Below are 13971 nucleotides of genomic sequence, written 5' to 3'. Positions count from 1 at the left end.
GCTCCGCCAGCGCGCCGAGGATCACGCCCTGGTTGTAGGTGCAGGTGGGCTTGCCGTCGTCGGTGCACTGGTCGGTCAGCCCGTCGTTGATCGGCCCGCCAGAGTTGATCAACCAGGTCGTCGCGGCGAAGTACGACGGCGGCGACTACGACGAGAACCCGATCGGCTGGCGGCTTCCCGGCAGGTAGCCCGTGCGGCGCGGCCGCATGATCGTGTTGAGATGTTCGCCCCCGCCCCGGACAGTGGTTTCGATGTCGGGCACATCGGTTACGGGACGGGGGCCGGGGATGCGGGTAGCAACAGCGTGGCAGGTCGTCGTCGGAGGCGTGCTCGCCTGCGCAATGGCCTCGTGCACGGCTCCGCCGAAGCCTTCGGCCGCGTCGGTGACGGCCTCGGTGCCGGACCGCGCCGCGCAGATCGCGCCCAGCGAGCCGCTGGTCGTCACCGCGCACGCGGGCACGCTCACCTCGGTCACCGTTACCACGGACGGGGGAAGGACGATCCCCGGTTCGCTGCGCGACGGCGGCCGCTGGTGGAGCACGACGACGCCGCTGGAGTTCGGCACCACCTACCGGGTGCACGCTCAGGCCGAGGACGCCGAGCGCAAGCTGTCGGCGCCGCTGAACTCGACCTTCAGCACGATCAAGCCCGTGGACACCGTCACCGTCGAGCGGACCAGGCCCACCGACGGCGACACGGTCGGCGTCGCCATGCCGGTGTCGATCTACTTCAGCCGGCCGGTGACCGACCGGGCCGCCGTCGAGCGCCGCCTGTCGGTCGAGCCGTCGGTGCCGACCGAGGGCTCGTTCCACTGGATGGGCGACGACCAGGTCAACTGGCGCCCCAAGGAGTTCTGGAAGTCCGGCACCATCGTCCGGGTGCGCGCGCAGCTGTACGGCGTGGACACCGGCGGCGGCGTGATGGGCACCGACGACAGCGAGACCAGCTTCCTCGTCGGGCGCGACCAGCGCGCGATCGGCGACGTGAACACCCACACGTTCACCGTCTTCCAGGACGGCCAGCCGATCCGGGAGCTCCCGGCGTCCTACGGCAGGAGCGTCTACCCGACCCAGTCCGGCGTCCACGTGGCCTTCGAGAAGCACACCTCGACGCGGATGCGCTCGGACACCTGGGGCGGGCCGCAGAAGGGCCAGCCCGGCTACTACGACGAGGTCCTCCCGAACGCCGTGCGCATCTCCAACAACGGCGAGTTCGTGCACGTCAACGCCGCGACGGTCGGGCAGCAGGGAGTCGCCAACGTCTCGCACGGGTGCATCAACCTGTCGCCGGCCAACGGCAAGTGGTACTTCGACTTCGTGCAGATCGGCGACCCGGTGGAGATCGTCGGCTCCGACCGGCCGCTGACCACGGCCGACGGCGACATCCCCGACTGGACGATCCCCTACGACGAGTACGTCAAGGGCAGCGCCCTCTACCAGCCGCGCTGAGCGGCGTGCCGGGGCAGGAAGGCGGCGATCGCGAGCGCGAGGAGGGCCGCGGCGGCGGCCATCGCCATGATCACCCGGAAACCGGCCTCGGACGGCACGGTCAGCGCGCCGAACGTCGCGGTCAGCTGCGCGAGCACGGCGCCTGCCACCGCGCTGGAGACCGAGGTGCCGATGGCGCGCATCAGGGTGTTGAGGCTGTTGGCGGCCGCGGTCTCCGCGACGGGCACCGCCGCCATGATGAGCGCGGGCATCGCCCCGTAGGAGAGCCCGATGCCGGCGCCGATCACGCAGGAGACGAGCACGAGCTGCCAGACCGCGGACATCAGCACGATGCCCAGGCAGTAGCCGGCGGCCACCACGACGGCGCCCAGCATCAGCGTCGTCTTCGGGCCCCGGGCCTTCGAAACGCGCGCGGACAGCGGCGCCATGGCCATCATCACCAGACCCGACGGGCCCATCGCCAGCCCCACGACGAACATCGTCTGCGCCAGGCCGTAGCCGGTGGCCGCGGGCAGCTGCAGGAGCTGCGGCAACACCAGGGACATCGCGAACATGGCGAACCCGAACACCGCGGACGCGATGTTGGTGAGCAGCACCTGGCGGCGCGCGGTGGTGCGCAGGTCCACCAGCGGCCGGGCGACGCGCAGCTCCCACCAGCCCCACAGCAGGAACAGCACCGCCGACGCGCCGAGCAGTCCGCCGGCGCGGGTGGCGGCCCAGCCCCACTCCGCGCCCTTGGAGATCGCCAGCAGCAGGCAGATCAGCGCGGCCGACAGCCCGATCGCGCCCACGAGGTCGAAGCGCCCGCCGCTGCGCACGCCGGATTCGGGCACGAATGCCAGCACCAGCGCGGTCGCGACGGCGCCCAGGCCCGCGGACGCCCAGAAGAGCACGTGCCAGTCGGTGCGTTCGGCCAGGAAGGCGGCCGCGGGCAGGCCGAGCGCGCCGCCGACGCCCAGCGAGGCGCTCATCGTCGCGGTGGCCGAGCCGAGCCGGTCGGCCGGGAGCTCGTCGCGCATGATGCTGATCCCCAGCGGGATGACGCCCGCCGCCAGCCCCTGCAGGGCCCGCCCGACGACCATGGGCGTCAACGAGTCGCTGAGGCCGCAGACCGCCGAACCGGCCACCAGCAGCACCAGGCTGATCAGCAGCATGCGCCGCTTGCCGTACATGTCCCCCAGCCGGCCCACGACCGGGGTCGCGACGGCCCCGGCGAGCAGCGTCGCGGTGATCGCCCAGGCGGCGTCGGACGCGGACGCGCCCAGCAGCGCGGGGAGCACCGGGATCAGCGGGATGACCAGGGTCTGCATCAGCGAGACCACGATCCCGCCGAAGGCCAGCACCGCCACGACGGTGTTCGCGCGCGGCGGGCCCGAGACCACGGTGTCGGCGGCTCGGGCTGGGGCGTGGGGCATGGCGGGGCCTCCGTCGGGGTGATCGGCATTGCCGGTCCGCAACTTTAAATCAGTTGATTGACTTAAAGTAGCGGGATCGGTTAACTGGTCGCAGACCGACCGGGAGGAGCGCGCATGACCGGCGAGGGCGAACAGGTGCTGGACTACCCGATTCCCAGCGCGGCGGCGCTGGAACCGCCCGCGGAGTGGGCGCGGCTGCGGCAGGGGTGCCCGGTGGCGCGGGTGTCGCTGCCCAGCGGCGACGAGGCGTCGCTGCTCACCCGCTACGACGACGTCAAGCGGGTGTTGTCCGACCCGCGGTTCACCCGGCAGCTCAGCGCCGAGGGCGCGGCCCGGATCTCGGCCAACGAGTCCGGCGGCGTGTTCAACAGCTCGCTGGCGACCGCGCTCCCCCAAGCCGGCGACGCGCACCAGCGGTGGCGGCGGATGGTCGGCAAGTGGTTCACCGCTCGGCGGATGACCGCGCTGCGGCCCGAGATCGAGGCGATGGCCGATCGGCTCATCGACGACATGGTGGCGCGTGGCGACCAGGCGGACCTGAAGGCGAGCCTCGGGTTCCCGCTGCCGGTGTGGGTCATCTGCACGATGCTCGGCGTGCCGGACAGCGACCGGGACCGGTTCGCGCACTGGTCCGACACGCTGCTCAACCTCACCCGCTACGAGCAGGCGGAGATCGACGCGGCGCAGGCCGAGTTCGTCGAGTACATGGCTGCCCACATCGCCGCCAAGCGCGCGGCGCCGGGCGACGACCTGCTCAGCGAGCTGATCGCGGGCACCGACGCCGAGGGCCGCCGGCTCAGCGACGCGGAACTGGTGGGCACCGGCATGGGCCTGCTGGTCGCCGGGCACGAGACCACCGCGAACATGATCGGCAAGATGGTGGCGATGCTGCTGGCCGACCGCACGCGGTGGGAACGGCTGCTCGCGGACCGGTCGCTGGTCCGCACCGCGGTGGAAGAGGCGCTGCGGTTCGACGCCAACCCCGGCTTCGGCATGCCGCGCTACATCGGCGAAGACGCCGAGGTCGCCGACATCCAGCTTTCCGCGGGCACGACCGTGGTGTGCAGCATGGCCGCGGCCAACCGCGACGCCACGGCGTTCGACGGCGCCGACGAGATGGACCTCGGGCGCAGCCCGAACCCGCACCTGGCCTTCGGCGCCGGGGCGCACTCCTGCCTGGGTCAGGCGTTGGCCCGCACCGAACTGCAGGCCGTGCTCGACGTGCTGCTCCGCCGACTGCCCACGCTGGAGCTCGCCGTGGCGCCGGACGACCTCAACCGGGTCGAGGGCCTCGCCGTCGGCGGCCTCCGCGAACTTCCGGTGCGGTGGTGACGATGAGCGGGAAGACCGTCCGGGCGGAGCGGGTCAACGCGACGCGGGAGCAGATCCTGGCGGCGGCGGAACGGCTGTTCGCCGAGCACGGGGTGTTCGCCGTGTCCAACCGCCAGGTCAGCGAGGCCGCGGGGCAGGGCAACAACACCGCGGTCGGCTACCACTTCGGCACCAAGGCCGATCTGGTGCGGGCGATCGCGCGCCGGCACTCCGCGCAGATCGAGCGGCTGCGCCTGACCATGGTCGCCGGGGCCGACGGCTCCACCGATGTGCGGGACTGGGTGGCCTGCCTGGTCTGCCCGGTCACCGAGCACCTGGCCGCCCTCGGCAGCCCCACCTGGTTCGCCCGGTTCGGGGCGCAGGTCATGACCGATCCCGCGCTGCGCGAGATCATGATCGACGAGTCCCTCACGGCACCGTCGCTGCTAACGGTCCTCGACGGCCTCAACAGGTGCCTGCCCGACCTGCCGGTCGACGTCCGGCTGGAGCGCGGCGACATGGCCCGCCAGCTCATGGTGCACATGTGCGCCGAGCGCGAGCGCGCCCTCGCCGAAGGCACCGCGACACCGCGGAACAACTGGCGGGACGCCGCGAACGGCTTGATCGACGCTATCGTCGGGATGTGGCTGGCACCGGTCACGCGGTGATTTCCGTTTGGACCAGCCGAAATCCGCCCGAGGAGGATGCTCGTGAAGGTGACCGTCGACGAGGACAGGTGTTGCGGCGCAGGGCAATGCGCGCTGCTCGTCCCCGAGGTGTTCGACCAGCGGGAGGACGACGGTGTCGTGATCCTGCTCGACGCGGCACCGGCCGAGCCGCTGCACGCCGCGGTCCGCGAGGCCGCCGGCGTGTGCCCGGCGGCGGCGATCGAGCTGGGCGAGAGCGCGTGAGCGCCCCCGCAGGCGTGCTGGTGGTCGGCGCGTCCGCCGCCGGTATCGCCACCGCAGACGCGTTGCGCCGCAAGGGATATCGCGATTCCCTGACCCTCCTGGGCGCCGAGAGCCACCTGCCCTACGACCGGCCGCCGCTGTCCAAGCAGGTCCTCTCCGGCACCTGGGAGGCCGAGCGGGTGCGGCTCCGGTCGCCGGAGAAGCTGGCCGAACTGGACGCCGACATCATCCTCGGCGACCCGGCGGTCGGCCTGGACCCGGCGACCCGCACCGTCCGCACCGCCTCCGGCCGCGTCTTGACCGCCGGAACCATCGTCGTGGCGACGGGCCTGCGGCCCCGCACGCTGCCGGGGCAGGACGGCCTGACCGGCGTCCACGTGCTGCGCACCGTCGACGACTCCCTGGCGCTGCGGTCCGCCCTGCTGAGCGCGACGCAGGTCGTCGTGGTCGGGGACGGCGTCCTCGGCACCGAAATCGCCGCCACGGCAAGGGGAATGGGTGCGGATGTGACGCTGGTCGGCCCGCAGCCGGTGCCGATGGCGAGCCAGTTCGGCACCCTGGTCGGCGGGCTGCTCGGCGAACTGCACGCCGAGCGCGGCGTCCGGCTGCGGCTGGGCACGGCCGTCGAAGGGCTGACCGGGCGGGACGGCAGGGTCACCGGCGTGCGCCTGGACACCGGCGACGAACTGCCCGCCGACGTCGTCGTGGTGGCGCTCGGCGCCGCGCCGGCGACGGAATGGCTCGCGGAAAGCGGGCTGCGGCTGGACAACGGGCTCGTCTGCGACTCCCGCTGCCGTGCGGCGGAAGGGATCTACAGCGCCGGGGACGTGGCCCGCTGGCAGCACGACGCGCTCGGCGTCTCGCTGCGGCTGGAGAACCGGACCAACGCCACCATGCAGGCCAACGCCGTCGCGGCCAACATCCTCGGCGAAGACCAGGCCTACTCCCCCGTGCCGCATTTCTGGACCGACCAGTACGACACCAAGATCCAGGTCCACGGCCTGCCCACGGCCGCCGCCGAAGCGACCATCGTGGACGGAGACCCGGCGGACGGGCGATTCGTCGCGATGTACCGCCGCGGTGGCGCGGCCGTCGGCGTGCTCGGCTGGAACATGCCCAAGCAGACCCGGCTGCGCCGCGGCGAGGTCGTCGAGGCGCTTTCCGCACCGGCCACGTGACGACGACGCAGGAAGGCAAGCGATGATCCCAGTTCGCGAGGAATCGGCGGATGTCCCGGAGTTCCCGATGGCCCGGGCGGCGGGCTGCCCGTTCGACCCGCCGCCCGGCCTGCGGTCCCGGCAGGAAGCGGGGCCGCTCGCGAAGGTCCGGCTGTGGGACGGCAGCACCCCGTGGCTGGTGACCCGCTACGCGGAGCAGCGGACGCTGCTGGCCGATCCGCGGGTCAGCGCCGACATCATGCGGCCCGGCTACCCCAGCTCGGCACCGATCAGGCCGGACGGTTCCGGCGTCAGCTTCATCCTGATGGACGATCCCGAGCACGCCAGGCTGCGGCGGATGGTGACCGCGCCGTTCACCGTCAAGCGGGTGGCCGCGATGCGGCCGGCGGTGCAGAAGATCGTGGACGACCTGATCGACGAGATGCTCGCCGGCCCGAACCCGGTGGACCTGGTCGAGGCGTTCGCGCTGCCGGTGCCCTCGCTGGTGATCTGCGAACTGCTCGGCGTCCCGTACTCCGATCACGACTTCTTCCAGGAGAACAGCAAGACCATCATCAAGCGGGACGCGAGTCCCGAAGACCGCACCGCCGCGATGGGCCGGCTGGCCGGTTACCTGGACGAACTCGTCGGTGCGAAACTCGCGAACCCCGGCGACGACCTGCTGTCCCGGCTGACCGAGCGGGTCGCTGCCGGGGAACTGGCCCGGGCCGAAGCGGCGCGGATCGGCGTGCTGCTGCTGATCGCCGGGCACGAGACCACCGCGAACATGATCGCCCTCGGCACGCTCGCCCTGCTGGAGCACCCAGCACAGCTGGCGCTGCTGCGCGAGACAGACGATCCGAAGCTGGTCGCCGGCGCGGTCGAGGAACTGCTGCGCTACCTGCACATCACGCACAACGGGCGACGCCGGGTGGCGCTGGAGGACATCGAGATCGGCGGCCAGGTCATCCGCGCCGGCGAGGGCCTGATCATGGCCAACGACATCGGCAACCGCGATCCCGAGGCCTTCCCCGATCCCGACCGGCTGGACCTCACCCGCGACGCCCGCCACCACGTGGCCTTCGGGTTCGGCGTGCACCAGTGCCTCGGGCAGCCGCTCGCGCGGATGGAGCTGCAGGTGGTCTACAGCACGCTCTACCGGCGCGTCCCCACCCTGCGGCTGGCCGAGGACCTCGCGCAGATCCCGTTCAAGCACGACGGTGCCGTCTACGGCGTCTACCGCCTACCGGTCACCTGGTGACCGCCCGAACCCGAGGAGTTCCGATGAAGGTGACCATCGACCAGGACAAGTGCGTCTCGTCGGGTCAGTGCGTGCTGGCCGCGGAAGAGGTCTTCGACCAGCGCGACGAGGACGGCGTCGTGGTGCTGCTCAACGCGAATCCGCCCGCCGGACTCGCGGAGGACGTCCGGCAGGCCGCGGTGTTGTGCCCGGCGCTGGCCATCGTCGTGGAGGACTGACGCCGGTGATCGCGCCGCGGCTCGCCTGCGGCGCGATCGTTCGTTCTGCTCAGGCCTTGGCCCGTCGGCGCGCTCGGTAGGCCGCGGCCTTGACGCGGTTGCCGCACTCGTCCATCCCGCACCAGGTGCGCCGGGCGCCGCGCGAGCGGTCGAGGTAGATGCGGGTGCAGTCGTTGCGACCGCATTCCTTGAGGCAGGCGTGGGGATCGCCGAGCACGGCGATACCACTCCTGGCTATTTGTGCCAGCACGGCGCGGAGATCTCCCGAAGTGCGCAGACCCGCGTCGCTGAGCTTGATCGCGGGCAGCGGCGCGGCGGCCGCGCCGTTGACGATTTCGAGGCTGCCCGGGTCGAAGGGCCGATCGAGCACGCGATCGAGCGCGAGCCGGTAGAGCGCCTCTCGCAGTGCCAGCGTGAACTCGAAGGTTGCGAAGTCGGCGGTGACCTGGTCCGGCAGCTCGGCGCATTCGGCCACCCACCGCTCCAGGTCCGCGGGCGCGACCAGGGCGTCGATGGGCTCGTCCCGGCGAGACCCCACGGTGCCGGCCAGGTCGAGGGCCGGGTTGCCGCTCACGAAGGCGAAATCCACGTCACCATCTTGACCGGTGACGAACCTGGGAGCAAACTCGTCACCTGTCAAACCGGTGACGCCAGTTCCAGGAGGAGATCGCGTGGCAGACATCCGCGACGTCGAGATCGTCGTCTTCGACGTCCTCGGAACATTGGTCGACGAACCTGGCGGGCTGCGAGCGGCGATTCGCGACGCGGCGCCCACGTCCGACGATGCGACGGTCGACGAGCTGCTCACCTCGTGGCTGGAGCACGTCGAGCTCGAACAGCAACGCATCGCGCAAGGACACCGCCCATACGCCAATTCCGAGATCATCGACCGGGAGGCCGCCCGGCTGGTGGCCGAACGCGCCGGGCTCGCCGATCCGGCGGCCATCGCCCGGCTGGCCACGGCGGGTCAAAGATTGCCGCCCTGGGGCGACACCGTCGCCGGCCTCGAACGGCTCGCGGACCACTTCGCCGTGCTCGGGCTCTCCAACGCCAGCCGCACCGCACTGCTGCGGCTCAGCGCACATGCGGGATTGCGCTGGCACCAGACGTCGTCCGGCGAAGCCGTCCTGGTCTACAAGCCTGCGCAGGAGGTCTACCGGCTCGCGATCGACACCGCGGGCTGCCCGCCAGAACGCGTGCTCATGGTGGCCGCCCACGCCTGGGACCTCCGCGGCGCCCAGGCGACCGGCATGCGGACCGCCTACGTCCACCGGCCGGGAGGAGATCCGCCGACGAGCACCGACACCTTCGACGGGCGGTTCGACGACCTGGACGACCTGGCCACCGCGCTGACGGCGGGGCGAACACGCTGATCCACGCCCACCGCGGTCGACCAAGCACAGTGTCCGCGGCCCACGAATTCAGGAGCCGTTCCCGAAAAAGACGCGGGCACGTGCCGTGACGCCCGGAACGCAAGTGCGGCGATGACATCCGGGGGCTCGGTGAACAACACGCGCCACTATGGTGGACCGATGACGTCGGTCAAGCAGTTCCAAGTCACCTTCGACTGCGCAGAACCTGAGCGCGTCGCTCGTTTCTGGTGCGAGATCTTGGGGTACGTCGTACCGCCGCTACCGGAAGGATTTGCTACTTGGGACGATTTCGATCGCTCGCTGCCGCCCGAGCGTCAGGGTTCAGCGTTCGCCTGCAGTGATCCCTCAGGTGTGGGCCCGCGGCTGTACTTCCAGCGCGTTCCCGAAGGCAAGGTCGTCAAGAATCGGCTGCACCTTTGCGTGCGGGTCGGCACCGGGCTCGTGGGCGAAGAGCGTCTCGCCACACTCGAGGCCGAGTGCGAACGACTGGTCGCGCTCGGCGCGGTACGCGTGCGGCTACTGCTTGCCGATGAAGACAACGAGTCGTGCATCGTGATGCAGGACATCGAGGGCAACGAGTTCTGTCTCGACTGAGGGGCCACGAACGCGCCCTCGTTCTGGGATCTGGCCCACAATTCGCGGAGCCGTGTCGATCACGAGGAATGCGGGCCAGATCCCACTTCTCGCCCTCGAAATCAGCCCTTTCCAATGAGGTTTTTCCAACCTCAGTTTGCGTGGCGGTGCGGGTGGCGGAACCTCAGAGGCTTCCTGGTCTGTGGGTGCCCTTCCTTATGTATGTCCGATACACGGCGTCGGGGCCGTCCTCGCCGAGGGAACCCCGAAGGGGTGGGCACCGTGAACCCGCGGCGGTGCAAGCGTCGTAGGTGGGTTATGCGCCTGCGGCGCATGCGACACCCCATCGACGTGCAGCTTTGCGACCCGCGACTGCGGGCTCACCAGGATGAAAAACGCTCAATGGCGTGCAGGCAGCGGTGAACGTCCGAACGCCGGGTAGGGCGGCAGCCGATCGTTCGGCAGAGGTGTGGCGTTCGAGCGGATCGGGCAGGTCGGGCATAGTGGGATCATGAAGTACGTGTTGCTGATCTGTGACGACGAGAAGGTGTCGCCGACCATGGAGGAGATTGCGGCGGACCCGGCGTATCAGGCGTATGGGGTGGAGGTGGATCGGCGGGGAGCCATTCTCGGTGGTGCGCGGCTGCGTCCGGTGGCGGATGCGACGACGGTCCGTGTCCGTGATGGGGAGACGCTGGTGTCCGATGGCCCGTTCGCGGAGACGAAGGACTTCATCGGCGGTATTGACATCATCGAGTGCGTCGATCTGGACGAGGCGATCGCGATCGCGGCACGGCACCCCTACGCGAGCCGGGGTTGTGTCGAGGTCCGCCCCGTCTGGGAATGACCGCGCCGGAGGCGGTTCGTGCCGCGGTCGATGCGGCGTATCGGGACGAGTGGGGCCAAGTGGTCGCCACGCTGATCGGGCTGACCGGGAACTGGGACCTGGCGGAGGACTGCGCGCAGGACGCGTTCGCCGCCGCGTTGGCGACGTGGGCGCGCGATGGAATTCCAGCTCGTCCGGGTGCGTGGCTGACGACGACGGCACGTCACCGGGCGACCGATCGGCTGCGGCGTGACACGGTGGGGGCGGCGAAGGTGCGGCAGCTTGCTGTGCTGGAGCGGGATCCGATCGAGCCGTCGGCGGAGGAGATTCCTGACGAGCGATTGCGACTGATCTTCACGTGCTGTCATCCCGCGCTGCCGTTCCCTGCCCGGGTGGCCCTGACGCTACGCACGCTGGCGGGGCTGAGCACGGGTGAGATCGCCAAGGCGTTCCTGACCGCCGAACCGACGATGGCGCAACGCCTGGTGCGCGCCAAGCGCAAGATCGTCGAGGCCGGGATACCGTACCGAGTTCCACCGGCGGAGCTCCTGCCGCGCCGGCTGACAGCTGTCCTCGCGGTGCTGTACCTGATCTTCAACGAGGGCTACGACGAAGAAGACGGGCGCAGGGCACTGGCCGCTGAGGGGATCCACCTCGCCCGGACGCTGGTCCGGCTGATGCCGACCGAGCCTGAGGCGCGCGGCCTGTTGGCGTTGATGCTGCTGCTCGAGGCCCGCCGCGCGCATCGCACCGATGACGGCGTGCTGGTCACGTTGGAGAACCAGGACCGATCCCAGTGGGATCGCGCGCTGATCGCCGAAGGCCTTACGACGCTTGACCAAGCTTTGGCCGTGCGGCGCTCCGGGCCGTATCAGGTGCAGGCCGCGATTGCCGCCTGTCACGCCACAGCGCCCGCCGCCGCGGCTACCGACTGGCCGCAGATCGCCGCCCTCTATGCGGAGCTCATGCGGTTGGCGCCATCTCCCGTGGTGGACCTCAACCGCGCCGTGGCGATCGCGATGGCCGACGGCATCCCCGCCGGACTCGCCCTCGTCGACGATCTCACCGAGTCCGGCGAGCTCGATGGCTACTACCTGCTGCCCGCGACACGGGCCGATCTCCTCCGCCGGGACGGCCGCCTCGCCGAGGCCGCGACGTCCTACGAGGAGGCGCTGAAACTGGCGCCGACCGACGCCGAACGTCGCTATCTGTCGGGTCGTCTTTCCGAGCTCTGACCAGCACAAAGGTCATCGCGGCCGAATTTTTCGAAGTTTCTTCCCGGTCGATGTCGATCCCGGGCGGCCTCCTTCGTCGGTGGGGCGAAACCACCCGAGAGAGAGGCAAGGACGATGTCGGACACCGAGTACCTGACCGCCACCATGACCGTCGACCGGACGCCGGAGCAGGTCTTCGAGGCCATTACCAACGCCCGCGGCTGGTGGAGCGAGAACCTCATCGGCCACTCTGCCGCCCTGCACGACGAGTTCGTCTTCACCGACGACACCGAATACGCCGGTGAGACCGCCCGAGCCAAGGGGGGCATCCGTTTCGCCCGGTTCCAGATCACCGAGGTCGTGCCCGGCCGACGGGTGGTCTGGCACGTCGTGGACTGCGTGCGTTCGCTGCCCTCCGACCGCACCTTCAGCGACGACCGCGACGAGTGGACCGACACCAACGTCATCTTCGACATCACCACCGACGCGCAGGGCACGACGCTGCATTTCACGCACGAAGGCCTCACCGCGGCGGAATCCGCCTGCTTCGAAGCGTGCTCGCGCGCCTGGACCTTCTTCATCACCAAGAGCCTGTCGCAGCTGATCACCACCGGTGCCGGCCAGCCCATGGCGAGCTACCGCCGGTGAACCGCCGCGAGTTGAAGGACACCGAACCTATGTCTGCCATGGAAAGCACCGTGGAAACCACTCGCGAGAAGAAGGCACGCCCTCGCCAAGGCCTCGTGCTGGTACTGGCGGGCGCCGCCCAGGCGATGGTGGGCGTTGACATCGCCATCGTGAACGTGGCCCTGCCCTCGATCCAGCGAGACCTCGACGTCAGCCAAGCCAGTCTGCAGTGGATTGTCGTCGCCTACGGCCTCCTGCTCGGCGGATTCCTCCTCGTCGGTGGTCGGATAACCGACCTGCTGGGACGACGCCGCATCATGCTCGCCGGCCTTGGCTTGTTCACCGCCGCATCGCTGTTGGCGGGCGTGGCGCAGCACGTCGGCATGCTGATCGCAGCCCGTGGGCTCCAAGGGTTGGGCGGCGCACTCATCGCACCGGCAGCCTTGTCGCTGCTGGCCGTCACCTTCCGCGAAGGGCGGGAACGCAATCGGGCTTTCGGCATCCTCGGAGCCGTCGCCAGCGTAGGCGGAACGGTCGGCGTTGTCGCGAGTGGTCTCATTGCCGCTGGTCCGGGCTGGCGGTGGGCGTTCTTCATCAACGTTCCCGCAGGACTCGTGCTCATCGCACTCGCCACCATCTGCCTTGCGGCCGATGAGCCCCGTGGCCGTTCCGGGCGGCTCGACGTCGCAGCGGCGAGCACGGTGACCGGCGGATTGCTGACATTCGTCTACGCACTCCACCATGCCTCCACCCACGGATGGACCTCCGCCATCACACTGGCGTGGTTCATCGCGGCGGGCGGGCTGACAGCCGCGTTCGTCTGGCTCGAGAAGCGTTCACCAGCCCCGCTCGTGCCGGCCAGGGCACTGAGGAATCGCACGCTCGTCGCGGCGAACCTCACCGCTTTGCTCGTGTTCGGTGCGTTCTTCTCGTTCATCTTCCTCGGATCGCTGCTGATGCAACAGGAACTCGGCTACTCGCCGACGCATACTGGTCTGGCGTGGCTTGCCACGACAACGACCGTCTTCGTGGCATCGTCCGCCGCGGGCCGCCTCGCAGCCGCCGTGAGCGTCCGGCGCCTGCTGGTGATCGGCCTGATGCTCGTGACCGTCGGAATGGTGTGGCTTACGCGGGTCCCCGCCGACGTCGACTACGTCTCCGACCTGCTTCCGGCGTTCTTGCTCGCTGGACTCGGCTTCGGGCTCTGCGCGCCCTCGCTGCAGATCGGCGCGCTGTCCGGCGTCACGGAATCGGAATCAGGACTCGCTTCGGGCTTGATCGAGACGATGCGTGAGATCGGCGGCGCGGCAGGCGTCGCGGCCGTGTCAACTGTCCTCGTGGCCGGAACCGGCCTCGGCGGCTTCCACACCGCATTCGCCGCTATCGGTATCCTCGCCGGTCTCGGAGCTATCACCGCGGTAACCGGATTCCGGCGCTATGCCTAACGCACCTGCCCCGCAAAACCCGCACTTGCCGAACCTGGCCCGCCCGCCGACCAGGCCCGGCATCTCGCCGCCGCCGCGTACGCGGTCTACCTCGGCACGGTCGCGCTGAACAGCGCTGACGCCGCACCCGAGTACGCCGAATCCTATGTGGACACAGTGCTGGAATCCTTCGGCGTGCCGGCGAATCGCTAG

Annotated in this window: 16 protein-coding genes; 14 read left to right on the top strand and 2 right to left on the bottom strand. The window is 70.1% G+C overall.

The genetic code is table 11. The features are described from left to right. Nucleotides 1-44: 44 nt before the first annotated feature. On the top strand, nt 45-188 hold the full coding sequence (locus tag BLW84_RS47705; protein WP_177226710.1) for a hypothetical protein: 144 nt from the start codon (nt 45-47) through the stop codon (nt 186-188). A 99-nt stretch (nt 189-287) separates the two neighbouring features. Continuing rightward, entirely contained in the window at nt 288-1448 is a 1161-nt protein-coding gene (locus tag BLW84_RS26970) for a L,D-transpeptidase (protein WP_093270594.1), read from the top strand. Here BLW84_RS26970 and BLW84_RS26965 read toward each other — a convergent pair. Continuing rightward, nucleotides 1433-2863: an MFS transporter gene (locus BLW84_RS26965; RefSeq protein ID WP_093270591.1), complete on the bottom strand. Its 1431-nt coding sequence runs from the start codon at nt 2861-2863 to the stop codon at nt 1433-1435. The two genes, BLW84_RS26970 and BLW84_RS26965, sit on opposite strands and share 16 nt — an antisense overlap. A 114-nt stretch (nt 2864-2977) precedes the next feature. On the opposite strand from BLW84_RS26965, the gene BLW84_RS26960 reads away from it, so the two are divergent. The 6 genes from BLW84_RS26960 to BLW84_RS26935 are packed head-to-tail and all read left to right on the top strand — an operon-like array spanning nt 2978 to nt 7721. After that, nucleotides 2978-4195 (top strand): cytochrome P450, encoded by a 1218-nt coding sequence (locus BLW84_RS26960; RefSeq protein ID WP_093270588.1) that lies wholly within the window; start codon nt 2978-2980, stop codon nt 4193-4195. A 2-nt stretch (nt 4196-4197) separates the two neighbouring features. Then, nucleotides 4198-4842 carry a TetR/AcrR family transcriptional regulator gene (locus BLW84_RS26955; protein WP_093270585.1) on the top strand — a complete coding sequence of 215 codons (645 nt, stop codon included), beginning with the start codon at nt 4198-4200 and terminating at the stop codon, nt 4840-4842. 42 nt (nt 4843-4884) lie between these two features. Further along, on the top strand, nt 4885-5085 hold the full coding sequence (locus BLW84_RS26950; protein ID WP_093270734.1) for a ferredoxin: 201 nt from the start codon (nt 4885-4887) through the stop codon (nt 5083-5085). Beyond that, entirely contained in the window at nt 5082-6263 is a 1182-nt protein-coding gene (locus tag BLW84_RS26945; protein ID WP_093270582.1) for an NAD(P)/FAD-dependent oxidoreductase, read from the top strand. The genes BLW84_RS26950 and BLW84_RS26945 overlap by 4 nt, the downstream gene beginning before the upstream one ends. A 22-nt stretch (nt 6264-6285) precedes the next feature. Then, nucleotides 6286-7503, top strand: a complete 1218-nt coding sequence (locus BLW84_RS26940) for a cytochrome P450 (protein WP_093270581.1) — start codon at nt 6286-6288, stop codon at nt 7501-7503. A 23-nt stretch (nt 7504-7526) separates the two neighbouring features. Continuing rightward, nucleotides 7527-7721 carry a ferredoxin gene (locus BLW84_RS26935; protein ID WP_093270579.1) on the top strand — a complete coding sequence of 65 codons (195 nt, stop codon included), beginning with the start codon at nt 7527-7529 and terminating at the stop codon, nt 7719-7721. Nucleotides 7722-7770: 49 nt separating this feature from the next. Here the strand turns inward: BLW84_RS26935 and BLW84_RS26930 are convergent, their stop codons facing one another. After that, nucleotides 7771-8310 (bottom strand): CGNR zinc finger domain-containing protein, encoded by a 540-nt coding sequence (locus BLW84_RS26930; protein ID WP_177226709.1) that lies wholly within the window; start codon nt 8308-8310, stop codon nt 7771-7773. 82 nt (nt 8311-8392) lie between these two features. Between BLW84_RS26930 and BLW84_RS26925 the strand changes: the two genes are divergently transcribed. From BLW84_RS26925 to BLW84_RS26900, 6 genes are all read left to right on the top strand, one after another. Next, complete coding sequence (locus tag BLW84_RS26925; protein ID WP_093270571.1) at nt 8393-9094, top strand: haloacid dehalogenase type II; 702 nt, start codon at nt 8393-8395, stop codon at nt 9092-9094. A gap of 159 nt (nt 9095-9253) precedes the next feature. After that, nucleotides 9254-9688 carry a VOC family protein gene (locus BLW84_RS26920; RefSeq protein WP_093270568.1) on the top strand — a complete coding sequence of 145 codons (435 nt, stop codon included), beginning with the start codon at nt 9254-9256 and terminating at the stop codon, nt 9686-9688. A gap of 490 nt (nt 9689-10178) precedes the next feature. Further along, nucleotides 10179-10514 (top strand): YciI family protein, encoded by a 336-nt coding sequence (locus tag BLW84_RS26915; protein WP_093270732.1) that lies wholly within the window; start codon nt 10179-10181, stop codon nt 10512-10514. Next, nucleotides 10511-11728, top strand: coding sequence for an RNA polymerase sigma factor (locus tag BLW84_RS26910; RefSeq protein WP_093270565.1), 1218 nt, complete (start codon nt 10511-10513; stop codon nt 11726-11728). Before BLW84_RS26915 ends, BLW84_RS26910 begins: the two co-directional genes overlap by 4 nt. 114 nt (nt 11729-11842) lie before the next feature. Further along, entirely contained in the window at nt 11843-12355 is a 513-nt protein-coding gene (locus BLW84_RS26905) for an SRPBCC family protein (RefSeq protein WP_093270562.1), read from the top strand. A 29-nt stretch (nt 12356-12384) separates the two neighbouring features. Then, nucleotides 12385-13779 carry an MFS transporter gene (locus tag BLW84_RS26900; RefSeq protein ID WP_245761404.1) on the top strand — a complete coding sequence of 465 codons (1395 nt, stop codon included), beginning with the start codon at nt 12385-12387 and terminating at the stop codon, nt 13777-13779. Nucleotides 13780-13971 lie beyond the last annotated feature (192 nt).

This window comes from Saccharopolyspora shandongensis (assembly GCF_900106995.1).
Lineage (GTDB): Bacteria > Actinomycetota > Actinomycetes > Mycobacteriales > Pseudonocardiaceae > Saccharopolyspora > Saccharopolyspora shandongensis.
The sequence above is the reverse complement of the archived record's forward strand: the minus strand, read 5'-3'. Positions and strand labels throughout refer to the sequence as shown.